This window comes from Adlercreutzia sp. ZJ242, assembly GCF_011038995.1.
Taxonomy (GTDB): Bacteria; Actinomycetota; Coriobacteriia; order Coriobacteriales; family Eggerthellaceae; genus CAAEEV01.
The window spans coordinates 20036-36066 of record NZ_JAAKEE010000018.1; the positions used below are offsets into that span (position 1 = coordinate 20036).

The window sequence follows — 16031 nt, forward strand, 5'->3', positions numbered from 1 at the left end:
GCGTAATCCTTGCGCTGAGAGACATATGTACAAGTGTTTTTGAGAAACAGGCTCAAAAACGGTAAAAGGAGGAAACTGTGGAAATTACAATGGTTCTCGCTGCCCTCAAGGTAGTCGGCTACGGCATCGGCACCCTTGGCCCCGGCATCGGCCTCGGTCTGTGCGGCTACGGCCTGTGCATCGGCTCCGCGCGTCAGCCTGAGATCGCCGGCAAGCTGTTCACCAACGCCCTGATCTTCGGCGCTCTGGCCGAGGCTCTGGCGCTCATCGGCTTCGTTCTCACCTTCATCTTCTAAAGACGCCTGATCGTACGATTACATCAAGCTTTAGGAAAGAAGGTGGATAAGTGAAAGCGAAACTGAACAAGAAGTTGGCAAAGGCCGGTGCCGCTGCAGCTGCTGCAGCAAGCCTTGCGTGTGCTTTCCCCACCCTCGCGTTCGCTTCTGAAAAAGAGGGCATCGCGGTGCTCATTCCCGATATGAACGAGTTCATCCCGATGCTCGTCGCCTTCGTTATCATTCTCGTCATCCTCGCGAAGTTCGGCTGGCCGGTGATCGACAACATCGTCACCAAGCGCGAGCACAACATCAGGGAAGCCCTGAAGAAGTCCGAGGAAGCGCAGATCGAGAGCGAGCGTGTGCTTGCGGAGTACCAGAAGCAGCTGGCTGACGCGAAAGCGCAGTCCGCGCAGATCATGGCTGAGGCTCGTGCCACGGGCGATGCGGTCAAGGCTGACATCACCGCCAAGGCCCAGGCCGAGGCCGCTGACATGATCGCCAAGGCGAAGGTGGCCATCGAGGCCGAGAAGAAGCAGGCTATCGCCGACCTTCAGGCGTCTGTCGCTGACACCTCGGTTGACGTTGCCGCGCGCTTGATCGGTGAGGACCTCACCGAGGGCGAGCATCGCCAGATCATCGAGCGCTACGTCAAAGAGGCAGGTAGCTTCAATGCCAACTAATCGTCTTGTCGTCAAAGAGGAAGTTGCTGCGTACGCCGCCGTCATGTTTGACGCCGCGAACGAAGCTGGCGGGCAGGATGCCGTGCTCGAAGTGCGCAACCAGATGGAGGAGATCATCCACCTGATGCACTCCGACATGGACCTCTCCGGGGCCCTGTCTGACACCTCCTATGTCCCTGAGCAGCGCAACGCGCTTGCCCACGCGGTGTTCGCCGAGTGCAACCCGGCGTTCACCGAGGTCATGGCGGTCATGGCAGAGCGCGGGGACGCGGGTCTCCTGAATCGCGTCTTCGCAGCCTACGGGGACGAGCTTGATACCAAGCTGAATTTGTGTGTGGTAGACGTTACGACCGTCGTTGCACTCGACGACAACCTGCGCCACATCATTATTGAGAAAGCTGAGGCCGAGCTGGGAAAGAAGGCGGTGCTGCGCGAGCGCATCGACCCTTCCATCTTGGGCGGCATCATCATGAGCGTGAACGGCAAGCGCATCGACGCGAGCGTCATCTCGCAGCTGAACAACGCGCGCCACGTGCTCAAGGAAACAACAGATGGAGGTGAATGCTAGTGACTGAAATCACCGCTCAGGCTATTGACGCCGCACTGCGCAAGCAGCTTGACTCGCTGAACGTCAGCGTAGAGTCCCGCGAGGTCGGCACGGTCATCCAGGTCGGCGACGGCATCGCGCGCGTCGACGGTCTGCGTGACGCCATGGCCGGTGAGCTTCTCGAGTTCGTCGGGGAGGGTGGCAAGACCGTCTACGGTCTGGCCCAGAACCTCGAAGAGGACGAGGTAGGCGCCGTTCTTCTCGGTGACGTCACCGCAATCAAGGAAAACGACCAGGTCCGCACGACCGGCCGTATCGTGGAGGTTCCCTCGGGCAAGGGCATGCTCGGCCGCGTGGTGAACCCCCTGGGCATGCCGATCGACGGCAAGGGCCCCATCAAGGCCGAGGGTATGCGCCCCGTCGAGTTCAAGGCTCCGGGCGTCATCTCCCGCCAGCCCGTGCACGAGCCCATGCAGACCGGCATCCTGGCCATCGACTCGATGATCCCGATTGGCCGCGGCCAGCGCGAGCTCATCATCGGCGACCGCCAGACCGGCAAGACCGCTATCGCGATCGACGCCATCATCAACCAAAAGGGCACCGACATGATCTGCATCTATGTCGCTGTCGGCCAGAAGGCCTCCACGGTTGCCGGCGTCGTCGAGACCCTCGAGCGCCACGGCGCCATGGAGAACACCATCATCGTGGCTGCCTCCGCGTCCGACTCGGCGCCGCTGCAGTACATCGCGCCGATGGCTGGCGCCGCCATGGGCGAGTTCTTCATCTACAACGGCGAGGACGGCAAGCCGGCCTCCAAGGAGAACCCGGGCCGCGCGGTCCTCATCGTCTACGATGACCTGTCCAAGCAGGCGGTGGCCTACCGCCAGATGTCGCTGACCCTGCGCCGCCCGCCGGGACGCGAGGCTTACCCGGGCGACGTGTTCTACCTGCACTCTCGCCTGCTCGAGCGCGCGGTCAAGATGTCCGAGGAGAACGGCTCCGGCTCCATGACCGCTCTGCCGATCATCGAGACGCAGGCCGGCGACGTGTCCGCCTACATCCCGACCAACGTGATCTCCATCACCGACGGCCAGATCTTCCTGCAGACCGACATGTTCTTCCAGGGTCAGCGCCCCGCAGTCGACGTGGGCATCTCCGTGTCCCGCGTAGGCGGCTCCGCGCAGATCAAGGCCATGAAGCAGGTTGCCGGCTCCCTGCGCCTCGACCTCGCGTCCTACCGCGAGCTCAAGGCGTTCACCCAGTTCGGCAGCGACCTCGACAAGGCCACCCAGGACCAGCTGACCCGCGGCGCCCACATGACCGAGCTTCTGAAGCAGGGCCGCTACTTCCCGATGCCGGTTGCCGAGCAGGTTGCCGCCATCTACGCGGGCAACGAGGGCTTCCTCGACGACCTGCCGCTCGGCGACGTCGTGCGCTTCCGCAACGAGCTGCTCGACTACCTGCGCGCCTCCAAGCCGGAGGTCCTCGCGGCCATCGTCAAGGAGAAGAAGCTGACCGACGAGATCAAGGCTGACTTGACTGCCGCCATCGAGGCATTCAAGAAGTCCTTCGCGACGACGGCATAAGGGACGGTCACTATGCCCAACCTTCACGACATTGAAAGGCGTATCAACTCCGTCACCTCGACGAAGCAGATCACGCGCACCATGGAAATGGTTGCTGCTGCAAAGATTCGCCGCTCGTCTGAGCGGGTGGCGAACGCCCTGCCGTGGGCATGCGCCATCTCGGACATGCTCATCAGCACGGCGAAGTACGCGCCCATTGACTCCGAGCCTCTTCTGCAGACGCATGCGGAGGTCAAGCGCGCCCTCATCGTTGTGGTGACGTCTGACCGCGGCCTTGCTGGCGGCTTCAACAGCAACGTGCTGCGTCACGCCGAAAAACTCATCAAGGAGAAGGAGCGTCAGGGCGTCGAAGTCGAAGTGGCCGCCTGTGGCAAGAAGGCCATCGGCTACTTCAGCTACCGTGGCATCAAGCCGGTGTTCGAGTTCGCAGGGCTATCCGCCGACCCGACGTACGAGCAGGCAGCCGAGCTGTCGATCTACGCCGGCGACGGCTACCATTACGGCAGGCTCGACGAGGTCTACATCGTGTACAACCACGCGAGGAACGCTGCCGAGCAGACGCTGGTCGAGCAGCAGGTCCTGCCGATCAACCAGCAGTCCTACGCTGAGCTCTTAGGGCTCACGCCCAAGGAGGAGGACGTCCTTGACGCCTACCGCGACAAGGACGAAACCATCATGGGCGACATTGATTTCGAGCCTGATGCCGAGTCGGTCATGTTCTATCTGATGCAGGCGTACTTGCGCAACGCGTTCTTCTACGCCCTTCTCGACTCGGCCTCAGGTGAGCAAGGCGCTCGCCGCAACGCAATGAAGTCGGCAACTGACAACGCGACCGAGATGGTCTCGACCTTGACCCGCGTGTACAACCGCGTGCGCCAGGGTGCAATCACCACCGAGATCACCGAGATCGTTGGCGGTGCCGCAGCTTTGGAGGAATAAATGGCTGAAACTAACGAAAAGACGGTCAGCCAGGGTGCCACGGGACGCGTTGTCCGCATCGTTGGCGCTGTTGTGGATGTGGAGTTTCCGCCGGACCAGATGCCGGCCATCTACAACGCCCTGACCGTTAACGCAAAGACCCCGTCGGGGGAGATCAGCACGGTGCTCGAGGTGCAGACGCACCTCCCGGGCGACTTGGTCCGCACCGTCGCCATGTCTTCGACCGACGGCATGGTGCGCGGTATCGAGGCTGTCGACACCGGCGCCCCCATCATGATGCCCGTGGGTCCCGCGACCCTGGGCCGCATCTGGAACGTCATGGGCGAGCCGGTTGACGGCAAGCCCATGCCCGAGAACGTCGAGTGGCTGCCGATCCACCATCCGGCACCGGCGTTCGACACCCTGACCACCACGACCGAGGTGTTCGAGACCGGCATCAAGGTCATCGACCTCATCGAGCCCTACGTCAAGGGCGGCAAGACGGGCCTGTTCGGCGGCGCTGGCGTCGGCAAGACCGTGTGCATCCAGGAGCTCATCAACAACCTCGCCCAGGAGCATGGCGGCACGTCCGTGTTCACCGGCGTGGGCGAGCGCACCCGCGAGGGCACCGACCTGTTCCTCGAGATGAGCGAGTCGGGCGTCATCAACAAGACCTGCCTGGTCTACGGCCAGATGAACGAGCCCCCGGGAGCGCGTCTGCGCGTCGGCCTGGCGGGCCTGACCGAGGCCGAGTACTTCCGTGACCAGGGCCAGGACGTTCTGCTGTTCGTGGACAACATCTTCCGCTTCACGCAGGCCGGCTCCGAGGTGTCCGCGCTTCTGGGCCGCATGCCCTCCGCCGTGGGCTACCAGCCCACGCTGGCAACCGAGATGGGCGACCTGCAGGAGCGCATCTGCTCCACCACCACCGGCTCCATCACCTCGGTGCAGGCCGTCTATGTTCCCGCTGACGACCTGACCGACCCGGCTCCGGCCACCACGTTCACCCACCTCGACGCGAAGACGGTTCTGTCCCGCTCCATCGCCGAGCTGGGCATCTACCCGGCCGTCGACCCGCTGGAGTCCACCTCCCGCGCGCTCGACCCCGAGATCGTCGGCGAGGAGCACTACCGCGTGGCCGTGGGCGTGCAGCAGATCCTCCAGCAGTACAAGGACCTGCAGGACATCATCGCCATCCTGGGCATGGACGAGCTCTCCGAGGAGCAGAAGCTTACCGTGAACCGCGCGCGTAAGATCCAGAAGTTCCTGGGCCAGCCGTTCCACGTGGCCGAGGTGTTCACGGGCAACCCGGGCAAGTACGTGCGCGTTGAGGACACGGTGCGCTCGTTCGCCGAGATCCTCGACGGCAAGTGCGACCACATCCCGGAGCAGTGCTTCGTGTACAAGGGGGCCATCGAGGACGTCCACGCTGCTTACGAGGCTATGCAGAAGGATGAGGACTAATGGCTACGCTCCACTGCACAGTGGCTATTCCTACGCGTGAGCTGTTCTCGGGCGAGATCTACTACGCGAACATCCCGGGCATCGACGGCGCCTACGGTGTCCTTCCGGGCCATGAGATGCTCGTGGCGACGAACAAGTCTGGCGGCGTCCTCACCATCAACCTCGATGCTGCGGGCAACGACCAGAAGAAGTTCATCCTGTACCAGGGTGCTGCCCAGGTCTACAACGACGTGGTCACGGTGCTCGGCCGCTTCGGCAAGGACGTCGAGTTGATCGACGTCGCTGAGATCCGCCAGAAGGCTGATCGGCTGCGCCTGCGCCTCGAGGGGCTTGAGAAGAAGCCGCACCCCGACAAGCAGGACGAAGCTGAGCTAAGCACAGGCCGCGTCAAGCTGGAGTGGTATCAGATGCAGCTTGACTACGCGAACGGATCCACTAAATAAAAACCTCTAACCGAGAGCCTGTTTGAGGGGCCCGCGCCGCAAGGCGCGGGCCCCTTCATTGTCGGGGGAGGGCTCGGGCGCGCGCGGGCGCACGCAGGCCGCAGGCGCCGCTCGGTCAAACTCATGCAAACCTCACCGTTTGTTCGCCTCGAATGCTGGTATCATGACACGCGAACGTAAGTTGGCTTTTTCGCGCACATCCTCCCTAACTCCAGCATGCGCATACGCGATACGTAAGCGAGGCGGTACCCCCATGGCTTTCGTCCATCTGCATAACCACACCGAATACTCCCTGCTCGACGGCGCCACCCACGTGAAGGACATGGTGCGCCGCGCGGCTGACCTCGACATGCCGGCGGTGGCCATCACCGACCACGGCGTGATGAGCGGCGTGCCGGAGCTGTGCGACGCGTGCGCCGCGGTGGAGAAGGAGACGGGCAAGAAGGTCAAGCCCATCTACGGCTGCGAGGTGTACTTCACCACCGACGAGGAGCTGCGCACCGACGTCAAGCCGCGCCTCTACCACCTGCTGCTGCTCGCGAAGAACAACGAGGGCTACCACAACCTGCTCAAGCTCGTGAGCGAGTCACACGTCGACAACTTCTACTACAAGCCGCGCACCACCTTCTCCATGCTGCAGAAGTACGGCCACGGCATCATCGGCTCGTCGGCCTGCATCGCCGGCATCATCCCGAAGCTTCTGGATAACCGCCAGTTCGACGACGCGGTGGAGTGGGCGCGCCGGTTCGCGAGCTGCTTCGATCCGGGCGACTTCTACATCGAGCTGCAGAACCAGGGCATCCGCACGGACGCGGGCTTCACGCAGACCGAGCTCAACCACCTGCTCACCGACGTGGCCCGCGCCGCGGGCCTCAAGACCATCGCCACGAACGACTTCCACTACCTTCTGCAGGAGGACGCCCGCGCGCAGGACATCATGCTGTGCATCGGCACGGGCTCGCTCGTGAACGAGACGAAGCGCATGAAGTTCGCCAACGACCAGTTCTACATGAAGACGGAAGAGGAGATGCGCGAGGCGCTGCGCGACTTCCCCGAGGCGTGCGACAACACCGTCGAGGTGGCGAGCAAGGTCAACGTCGAGCTCGAGCGCGACTCCATCCTGCCGCGCTTCCCCTTGCCGGAGGGCGAGACGGAGGAGAGCTGGTTCCGCAAGCGCGTCGACGAGGGCCTCGTCCACCGCTACGGCGAGCCGGTGCCGCCCGAGGTGCGCGAGCGCGCCGACTACGAGATGGGCATCATCATCCAGCAGGGCTTCCCGGCGTACTTCCTCATCGTGCAGGAGTACATCGAGTGGGCGCGCAGCCAGGGCATCGGCGTCGGGCCGGGCCGCGGCTCGGCCGCAGGCGCCATCGTGGCGTATGCCATGGGCATCACCGACCTCGACCCGCTCTCGAACGGCCTGCTGTTCGAGCGCTTCCTGAGCCCCGAGCGCGTGGAGATGCCCGATATCGACGTCGACTTCGAGGACGAGCGCCGCGGCGAGGTCATCGAGCACATCAAGGAGGTGTACGGCGAGGACCACGTGTCGGGCGTCATCACGTTCGGCAAGCTGCAGGCCAAGAACGCCGTGCGCGACGCGGCGCGCGTGCTCGACTACCCGTACTCCACGGGCGACAAGATCACCAAGATGATCGGCGACGAGCTCGGCATCACCATCGACAAGGCGCTCGACACCAACCCCGACCTCAAGAAGGCCTACCAGACCGAGGAGGACGTGAAGGCCGTCATCGACGCGGCCAAGTCCATCGAGGGGCACGTGCGCGGCGAGGGCGTGCACGCGTGCGCCACCATCATCTGCCGCGACCCCATGAGCGACCACGTGCCCATGAAGCGCGACACCAAGGGCGGCGGCATCATCACGCAGTACGACGGCCACTACACGCCTGACCTGGGCCTGCTCAAGATGGACTTCCTGGGCCTGCGCACGCTGGGCGTGCTGTCGCGCGCCTGCCGCAACATCGAGGCGCGCTACGGCACCAAGGTGGTCCCCGAGGAGATCCCCACCGACGACGAGGGCGCCTTCGCGCTCATGCGCACGGGCAACATGGACGGGCTGTTCCAGGTGGAGGGCGCGCTCTACGTGAGCCTGTTCGCGCGCCTCCCACCGCACCGCTTCTCCGACATCGTGGCCTCCATCGCGCTGAACCGCCCGGGCCCGCTCGAGTCGGGCATGGTGGAGGACTACATCAAGGTGGCCTCCGGCAAGACGGCCATCCACTACTACGACGACCGCCTGCGCCCCATCTTGGAGGAGACCTACGGCACCATGGTCTACCAAGAGCAGATCATGCAGATCTCCATGGCCATGAGCGGCTTCTCCGCCGGCAAGGCCGACAAGCTGCGCAAGGCCATGGGCAAGAAGAAGCTCGACGTCATGCGCGCGCTGCAGGAGGACTGGAACACCGGCGCGGTGGAGAACGGCTTCTCGCTCGAGATAGCGAAGCAGATCTGGGAGGACGCCGAGAAGTTCGCGAAGTACGCGTTCAACAAGTCGCACTCGGCGGCGTACGCCATCCTGGTCATGCGCACGGCGTATCTGAAGGCGCACTACCCGAACGAGTTCATGGCCGCCGTGCTGTCCAGCTACATGGGCAACACTGACCGCCTCATCAAGTACATCGCGAGCTGCAACCACAACGGCACGCCCGTGCTGCCGCCTGACATCAACTCGTCCAACGCCGAGTTCACCCCCGTTGACGAGGGCATCCGCTTCGGCCTGGTCGGCGTGCGCGGCGTGGGCAAGAACGTGGCCGACGCCATCATCGCCGAGCGCGAGGCGAACGGGCCCTACACGAGCCTACACGACTTCGTGAACCGCCTCGATGCCAAGTGCTACAACCGCAAGACGCTCGAGGCGCTCATCAAGGGCGGGGCGTTCGACTCCACGGGCTACACGCGCAAGCAGCTCATGCACTTCGTGGACGAGACGCCGCTGCTCGAGGGCGCGGCCAAGCGCCAGAAGGACCGCGACGCCGGCCAGATGGACATGTTCAGCATGTTCGCCGACACGGACGACTCCTTCAAGGAAGACGTGCCCGAGCCCGACGGCGTGGAGTGGGACAAGCGCACGAAGCTCGCCTACGAGAAGGAGATCATGAAGATCTACGTCTCGGAGCACCCGCTGGCGCCGTACGAGGGCGCGATCGCCCGCATGACGAAGTACCAGCTGGGGGACTTGGCCGAGCGCACGAAGGAGATCAAGAACGCCACGTTCGTGGGCATGATCTCGAACGTGGTGGTGAAGCTCACCAAGCGCGGCACGAAGATGGCCACGTTCACGCTCGAGGACACCACGGGGCACGTCGAGTGCATCTGCTTCAAGTACGACGACTTCTCCGAGGTCATCCAGGAGGACGTGATCGCCAAGGTCAAGGGCAAGTTCGAGCACAGCGACCGCGGCAACCAGATCATGTGCTTTGAGCTGGAGTCCATCGAGCTGTCTGACGAGGACGCGCGCCCCGCGCACCTCGAGCTGCGCATCTCCTCGGCCGAGTTCGACCAGAACCGCAGCCTGCGCCTCAACCGCATCCTGAGGTCCTACCCGGGGCGCGACGGCGTGGTGCTGTTCGTGCAGCAGTCCGACGGCCGCAAGTTCCGCGCTGAGCTGCCCGTGAGCGTGGACGCGCGCAGCCCCATCATGCGCAGCGAGCTCTCCGAGCTCTTCGGCCGGGCCGTGTAAGGGGGGCGAGAGGCGCTCTGCTCAGCAGCATGAGGGTGGATCTCGCGTAAGGTGACTCACGCAGGAAGCCAAACGAAAAAAAGCGCCGACGCGGTTGCGTCGGCGCTTCTGCTGCTTGAGCTGTGCTGCTCGAGCTATTCGACGGGCGTGTAGTAGACGTCGAGGACGGTCTGGTAGACGGCGTCCTTGTCGAGGATGAACTGCTCCCAGGGGCTCTCCTCGTTGTAAACTGATTCGCCTTGCAGGCTCGTGAGGTCGAGGGACTCGACGCCGTGCCCGACGACGATCGAGGCAAGGTAGCTGAACTCCGCCGCGCCGAGGTTGGTGGTAGAGTACGCAGACATGGTGTTGAAGAGGTCGACGAGTACGGAAGGGTTGCTCTTCGCCGTCTCGAGGGCCTGTGAGGCCAGCGCGGATACGAACTGCTGCTGGCGCGCTTGACGGTCGAGCGCTGAGCCGTACTCGGTCGCGTCACGCCACTGCACGTAGCGCAGCGCCTCTTTGCCGTACAGTATCACCGTCTCGCCCTCGCGAATGCTTGTGTTGGGGATGGTTTCCAGCGCCTCCACGGTGACGCCGTCGACGGCGTCTGCGAGGGCGGCGATGCCTGACATGCTTATGGTGTAGTAGTAGTTGATCGGGATGTTGTAGAGGATGCGCGAGGCGGCCGTGCACACGAGCTCGCTGCTCGCCTCGTCGGATGTGCCGTAGGCGTAGGCAAGACTTATCTGCAGGCGCTTCGTGTCGTAGAGCTTGTCGCTGCCGTGGTAGTTTCGGTTGACCTCGACCATCGAATCACGGGGGATGGATATGCCCGTGATCTCGCCTGTCTCGGTGTCGAGCGCCATCACCATGATAACGTCGGCTTGACCGTTGAACCCCTCGGCGGGCACGCTGCTCTCCTGGTCGTTGCCGATGACGCAGATGGAGGTGACGTTCTCGTTGAGCCTGTACGTTTTGCCGTTGTACGTGACGGTCTTGCCGTCGTCGTGCGAGACGGCGTCCTCGCTCGTCTCTACGGTGGCAGCTTCCTGGAGGAGGCTGCTTCGCCCGGCGTTGATGAGGCATGCCGCTGCCACGCCAACCATGATGATGACGAGGATGATGGCGATGGCTGCGATGAGCACCGCGCGCTTGACCTTGCGCTTGTGCCGTCGCTTGCGCCGCCGTGTGTAGTGCGCGGGAGCTTCCTGGGAGGCGTGCTCCGCGTCGGCATCGCGCGAGGATGCTGCGCCCGCTTCTTGGAGGATGCGCCTCGCGCTGGCCCTGTGAGCTGCGTCAGCTTCTTGAGGAGCAGGCTGGGGCAGCGGCTGCGCGACGGCGGGTCTCGCGTGTCGCGCGCGCGAGACCTTGGCGTCGGGGTTACTCGGTTGCTTGGGCATCGACCAGGACCCCCGTGACGAGGTAACGTGCCGCGTCGTTGGCAGGACGCGTGCAGGTGCTCAGCTGTACGATGGTGTCCTCGCCGGCGACGAGCTGCTCGCCCTCGCGCACGTTCTTCACCATCGAGTCGGGGTTGACCACGTAGTCGTAGTACTCCTGCACGACGGCGGGGTCTTCGAAGTCAAACGAGTTCAGGATGTGGCGGTTGTCGTATTCGTAAGCCGACACGATCTCGTAGGTGAGCACCTGCGTGGGCGTGTAGATGTAGAAGTTCGGGTGGTTGTCGAAGAACTCGGCGTCTTCGAAGTTGTGCAGGGTGCCGAACATCTCGTCACGCCATTCCTGGTTGACTTCGAACGTATGCCCGTAGAGGACGGTGACCGGGTCGGTGAAGTCGGTGGAATTGACTGACTGCGAGTAGATGGCGCCGAGCTCCGACTCGTTGCCATGGACGTCGTGGACGAGGTAGTAGTTGTCGGCGACGGCATTCTGCAGCACCGGCAGGTTGACTTCGGTGTCGGGGACGTAGATCCACGCGTACACGTCAGCGTTCTCCTCCTGCAGGGTCGCGAAGTCGATGGGGTTCTCGGCCTTCTCCTCAGAGGGAAGGGCGGGCAGGTCGTTGGCATCGAGCGAGTCGATGTTCGGTCCTTCCGCAGGAGCAGGGGAGCAGCCCGTCAAGCAGAGGGCGAGCGCCGCTGCGAGGGCGACGACAGTCGCGAGGCGTGCTGTGCGTTTCTTCAAGATCGTGGGGGAAAGGGATGATATGCGCATGATGGGTCTCCTTCGTAGCCTCAAGGCATGTTGCCTTCTTGCTGCCTGAGAGATGGCGACATGCCTTGAGGCATGCGGCCTCGTTGTTCAGGCAGCAAGAAGACAGTACGCAAAAGAGAGGCCCGCTTGCGCAAGCCTCTCTTTCATCTGATCTCCAATAAGAGGGGAGTTAGCTCTTAGAGCGCGTCGCCCGTCTTCGGGGACTTTGCGCTATTGTCGACAGCCTGAGCCTTGCCACCGTTGTTGTGCTTCGCATTGTACTTATCGGCAGCATCCTGGTTGAACTTCTGGTCGGTCAGACCGAACGTGACGGTGGACAGGTTGCCCATGGTGAGCGTCACTTTGCCCTCCTCGTCAACAGGGAGGCAGAACGACTCAGACTTGGTGCCGTCACCATGCTCAACGTAGACGTAGCAGACGTAGCCAATAGCATCCTCGTAAGGCCTCCATACGACGGTCACAAGCTCGTCTCCAGCCTTGAAATCCTTAGAGGTGATCTCGAAGGACTGCATCCTCGTATACTCGATGGACTCATCGACGTTGGACGCCTTCTTGTCGGTCGGCACAATCGTAACGTCCTTGGCGTCTTTAAGCGTGACAGTGGCAGAATAAGGGTTGCTGTCCTTGTCGGTGCCGCTTATTTCCCCCACAACCTTGTTGAGCTCGGAATAGTAGTTGACATCACTGTAGTAAACCGTATTCGGCTTCGGGCCAAGATCGTCGTCTCCCTGGTTGTCCGGCGCAGTGGGGGTGTCAGTGCCCGGCCCGCCGCCTTGATTGCTGCCCGTGGCAAATGCCAGCGTCGGCATGGACAGCGCGAGCGCAGCGGCGCAGGCCACTGCAACAAACTTCTTACGCATGCGTCTCCTTCTTTCTCTAGGTTTTCTATGCGCGCACGAAAACGTACGCCGAAATTCTACGCCTGGAAGCTGAAGCGACTCAAGGATAAAAGACGCCCTTTGCTCGGCTTGCGACGAAAAGATGAGTTTTTTGTCACGTACGCCACCGTTCTGACGTGATATGTGAAAAAATTGTGAAGTGCCTGATGGGAGGCGTGCTTGCTCAGTTGCTGCGCTGGTTTGGCGAAAGAGCGCCCTAGTCGCGCCGAAAGTGCGGAGAAGCCTTGCGCAACGTCTCCTTCGCCTGTCCGTTCGCTACAATAGCCTCCATGGACGCCAACGCCACATATTCACATGACCTCACGCTTTCATGTACGGTGGCGTATGACGGGGCGCCGTTCTGCGGGTTCGCGCGGCAGCCGGGGCAGCTCACGGTGCAGGGCGAGCTCGAGCGCGCGCTCGCCCTGCTGTTCCGCCGCGAGGTTCCCACGACGTGCGCGGGGCGCACCGACGCGGGCGTGCACGCCCGCGGCCAGGTGGTGAGCTTCGACGTTGACGCGGCCGAGCTGCGCGACCGCACGCCGCACAGCCTGCGGCGCTCGATGAACGCTCTCACGCACGAGGGCATCGTCGTGCGCGCGGTCGAGGAGCGCCCGCGCGGCTTCTCGGCGCGCTTCGACGCCGTCGCGCGCGAGTACCGCTACCACATCTGCACGGGCGACGTGCCACCCATCTTCATGCGCGACTTCTCGTGGCACATCCCCGCGTCGCTCGACGTGGGGGCCATGGAGGCCGCCGCCGCGCACCTCATCGGCGAGCACGACTTCAAGAGCTTCTGCATGGCGGCGAGCGCCGTGGGCAAGCCCACGTGCCGCAACGTGAGCGAGGTCTCGTTTGCGCGCGAGCGCGTGATGGGGGAGGACGTGCTCGTTATCACGGTGGTGGGGAACGCGTTTCTGCACTCCATGGTGCGCACCATCGTGGGCACGCTCGTGATGGTGGGGCGCGGGCAGCGCGAGCCCGGCTGGGTGCGCGACGTGCTCGCGGCGCGCGACCGCACGGCGGCGGGCGAGAACGCGCCGGCGCGCGGCCTCGTGTTCTGGCAGGTGCGGTACTGATGGCGCCGCACGGCGGCGGGCGCGGGGACGTCGGCATGGGCGGCGCGGACGCGGCGCCTGCCGAGGAGCGCTTCGGGCGCGAGCGCCCTGCGTCCCCCGCCACGTTCAGCATGCTCTACGAGAGCCATGACGGCCGCCTGTGCCTCTTCGAGGACGAGGACGGACATCTGACCTCCGTCGACGCCTCGAAGCTCGCCTAGGGGAGCGCGCCCGCTCGATGCGGCAGCCCGCGCGAAAGCGAGGGGCCGGATCTCCGGCCCCCTTCGCGTCATTCTTCGCGCTATGACACCGCCTGCGCGGCCTCCTCGGCGCTGCCCACGTGCGCGCCGCCGAAGTAGATCTTGTGCCACATGAGGAACATGTAGATGATCCAGATCTTGCGGCTGCGGTCGGCGCCGGCTCGGTGCTCGTCGAGGAGCTTCAAGAGCTCGTCGACGTTGAAGAACCGCTGCGCGGTCTCGCTCGTGAACCACGCGCGCACGAGGTCGTAGTAGCGCTCCTCGCGCAGCCAGCTCACCACGGGCACGGGGAACCCGAGCTTCTCCTTCTGCGCCCAGTCCGGGGGGATGGCGCGCTCGGCGGCCTCGCGCAGCGTGAGCTTGGTCTGCTCGGCGTCGACCTTCAGGCGCGTGGGGATGGTGCGCGAGACGTTGAACACCTCCTTGTCCAGGAACGGCACGCGGCTCTCGAGCGAGTGGGCCATCGACATCTTGTCGGTCTTGAGCAGGATGTCGCCCACGAGCCAGAAGTACAGGTCCACGTACTGCATGCGCGTGGTCTCGTCGAGCCCGGCCGCCTCGGCGTACGCGGGCGCGGTGAGCTCTTGGGGGGACGGCCCGCTCACGGGGCGCTTGAGCAGCCGCGCGCGCTCCTCGGGCGTGAACGCCACGCCGTTGGCGTTGGTGTAGTACCAGTCCTCGCACGTCTCGCTCGCGCGCTCGAGGTAGTTCGCGCCGCGGAGGCGCGCCGCGCGCATCACCTTCGACGCGCCGCGCAGAAGCCCCTTCGGCGCCCACGCCACCTTCTGGTTCGCGAAGGGCACCTGGTAGATGCGGTAGCCGCCGAAGAACTCGTCGGCCCCCTCACCCGAGAGCACGGCCTTCACCTGCTTCGCGGCGATCTGGTCCACGAAGTACAGGGCCACGGCGCTCGGGTCGGCCGAGGGCTCGTCCATGTGCCACTGCACGGCGGGCAGGCTCGCCCAGTATTCATCCTCGCCGATGTGCTTGCTCGCGTTCGCGATGCCGAGCTGGTCGGCCAGCTCGCCGGCCCAGCTGATCTCGTCGCGCTCGCCCTCGTACTCGGCGAACCCCACGGTGAACGTCTTGATCGCGGGGTTCTCCTTCGCGAGGCACGCCGCCATGTAGCTCGAGTCGATGCCGCTCGACAGGAAGCTGCCCACCTCCACGTCGGCCACGTTGTGGTAGCGCACGCTCTCGCGCATGGCGTCGTCGATGGCGCTCACCGTGTCCGCGCGGCTGCGCCCCTCGTCGAAGTCGTAGGTGGGGCGCCAGTAGCGCGTGGTCTCGAGGCGCCCGTCGGCGTGCACGCGCAGGCAGTGGGCGGGCGCGAGCTTGAAGATGCCCTTGAAGAACGTCTCGGGCAGCGCCGAGAACTGGAAGCACAAGTAGCTCTCGAGCGCCTCCTCGTTGAGCGCGCGGGTGTAGGCGGGGTGCTCCAGGATGCACTTGATCTCGCTGCCGAAGATGAACTGCGCGCCGCGGTCCGTGCGCTGCAGCGTGTAGTAGAACGGCTTGATGCCGAAGAAGTCGCGCGCGCAGAAGAGCTCGCGCGCCTCGGCGTCCCAGACGGCGAAGGCGAACATGCCGCGCAGGCGGTTCAGGGCCGCCTCGCCCCAGGCGAGGTAGGCCACGAGCAGCACCTCGGTGTCGGAGTTGGTGGAGAACTCCCAGCCGTCCGCCTCGAGCTCGGCGCGCAGGTCGCGGTAGTTGTAGATCTCGCCGTTGAACACGATCGCGTGGCGGCCGCGCGCCATCCCGCGCGCCTCGCCCTGGATGAAGCTGCCGTCGGCGGCGAGCGCGGGGGAGGTCACCGCGCTTACGTGCTCGCCGGTGGCGCGCACCATGGGCTGGTTGCCGCCCTCGAGGTCGATGAGCGAGAGGCGGCGGTGCCCGAGCGCGATGCCCGCGTCGAGGTACTGGCCCTCGCCGTCAGGCCCGCGATGCGCCATGACGTCGCACATCGACTTCAGGGTGGGCAGATCTTCGGGCGCCGCGCCCGTGAAACCGCAGATACCGCACATAGCTTGCAAGCTCCTTCGCCAGGGTCCGCCCACCGGGC

The 16031-nt window shown here is 64.3% G+C and carries 14 protein-coding genes; 10 read left to right on the forward strand and 4 right to left on the reverse strand.

All coding sequences use genetic code 11. From position 1 onward, the window contains the following. Window positions 1-77 precede the first annotated feature (77 nt). The 8 genes from G7Y49_RS06125 to dnaE all read left to right on the forward strand — a co-directional run bounded on the left by G7Y49_RS06125 (window position 78) and on the right by dnaE (window position 9616). Entirely contained in the window at window positions 78-296 is a 219-nt protein-coding gene (locus G7Y49_RS06125; protein WP_206214578.1) for a F0F1 ATP synthase subunit C, read from the forward strand. A 167-nt stretch (window positions 297-463) separates the two neighbouring features. Further along, a complete protein-coding gene (gene atpF, locus G7Y49_RS06130; RefSeq protein WP_241157292.1) occupies window positions 464-958 on the forward strand; it encodes a F0F1 ATP synthase subunit B in 495 nt (164 codons plus the stop codon). Beyond that, window positions 948-1526, forward strand: a complete 579-nt coding sequence (gene atpH / locus G7Y49_RS06135) for an ATP synthase F1 subunit delta (protein ID WP_165172092.1) — start codon at window positions 948-950, stop codon at window positions 1524-1526. Before atpF ends, atpH begins: the two co-directional genes overlap by 11 nt. Continuing rightward, complete coding sequence (gene atpA, locus G7Y49_RS06140) at window positions 1520-3091, forward strand: F0F1 ATP synthase subunit alpha (RefSeq protein ID WP_172136396.1); 1572 nt, start codon at window positions 1520-1522, stop codon at window positions 3089-3091. Before atpH ends, atpA begins: the two co-directional genes overlap by 7 nt. 12 nt (window positions 3092-3103) lie before the next feature. Continuing rightward, window positions 3104-4030 carry an ATP synthase F1 subunit gamma gene (atpG, locus tag G7Y49_RS06145; protein WP_165172094.1) on the forward strand — a complete coding sequence of 309 codons (927 nt, stop codon included), beginning with the start codon at window positions 3104-3106 and terminating at the stop codon, window positions 4028-4030. Further along, window positions 4031-5473 (forward strand): F0F1 ATP synthase subunit beta, encoded by a 1443-nt coding sequence (atpD, locus tag G7Y49_RS06150; RefSeq protein ID WP_165172095.1) that lies wholly within the window; start codon window positions 4031-4033, stop codon window positions 5471-5473. Beyond that, complete coding sequence (locus G7Y49_RS06155) at window positions 5473-5916, forward strand: F0F1 ATP synthase subunit epsilon (protein WP_165172096.1); 444 nt, start codon at window positions 5473-5475, stop codon at window positions 5914-5916. The genes atpD and G7Y49_RS06155 overlap by 1 nt, the downstream gene beginning before the upstream one ends. Window positions 5917-6169: 253 nt before the next feature. After that, window positions 6170-9616 (forward strand): DNA polymerase III subunit alpha, encoded by a 3447-nt coding sequence (dnaE, locus tag G7Y49_RS06160; protein ID WP_165172098.1) that lies wholly within the window; start codon window positions 6170-6172, stop codon window positions 9614-9616. 134 nt (window positions 9617-9750) lie between these two features. On the opposite strand, the gene G7Y49_RS06165 is transcribed toward dnaE, so the two are convergent. From G7Y49_RS06165 to G7Y49_RS06175, 3 genes are all read right to left on the reverse strand, one after another. Further along, on the reverse strand, window positions 9751-10743 hold the full coding sequence (locus tag G7Y49_RS06165) for an LCP family protein (RefSeq protein WP_165172100.1): 993 nt from the start codon (window positions 10741-10743) through the stop codon (window positions 9751-9753). Window positions 10744-10978: 235 nt separating this feature from the next. Next, window positions 10979-11773, reverse strand: coding sequence for a class B sortase (locus tag G7Y49_RS06170; protein ID WP_165172102.1), 795 nt, complete (start codon window positions 11771-11773; stop codon window positions 10979-10981). 176 nt (window positions 11774-11949) lie between these two features. Then, on the reverse strand, window positions 11950-12633 hold the full coding sequence (locus tag G7Y49_RS06175; protein ID WP_165172103.1) for a hypothetical protein: 684 nt from the start codon (window positions 12631-12633) through the stop codon (window positions 11950-11952). A gap of 308 nt (window positions 12634-12941) precedes the next feature. Between G7Y49_RS06175 and truA the strand changes: the two genes are divergently transcribed. Further along, window positions 12942-13730 carry a tRNA pseudouridine(38-40) synthase TruA gene (gene truA, locus G7Y49_RS06180; RefSeq protein ID WP_165172126.1) on the forward strand — a complete coding sequence of 263 codons (789 nt, stop codon included), beginning with the start codon at window positions 12942-12944 and terminating at the stop codon, window positions 13728-13730. After that, window positions 13730-13930 carry a hypothetical protein gene (locus G7Y49_RS06185; RefSeq protein ID WP_165172062.1) on the forward strand — a complete coding sequence of 67 codons (201 nt, stop codon included), beginning with the start codon at window positions 13730-13732 and terminating at the stop codon, window positions 13928-13930. The genes truA and G7Y49_RS06185 overlap by 1 nt, the downstream gene beginning before the upstream one ends. Before the next feature lie 80 nt (window positions 13931-14010). Here the strand turns inward: G7Y49_RS06185 and asnB are convergent, their stop codons facing one another. Further along, the gene (gene asnB / locus G7Y49_RS06190) at window positions 14011-15993 is read right to left on the reverse strand and encodes an asparagine synthase (glutamine-hydrolyzing) (protein ID WP_165172104.1); all 1983 of its coding nucleotides are present in this window, start codon (window positions 15991-15993) and stop codon (window positions 14011-14013) included. Window positions 15994-16031 lie beyond the last annotated feature (38 nt).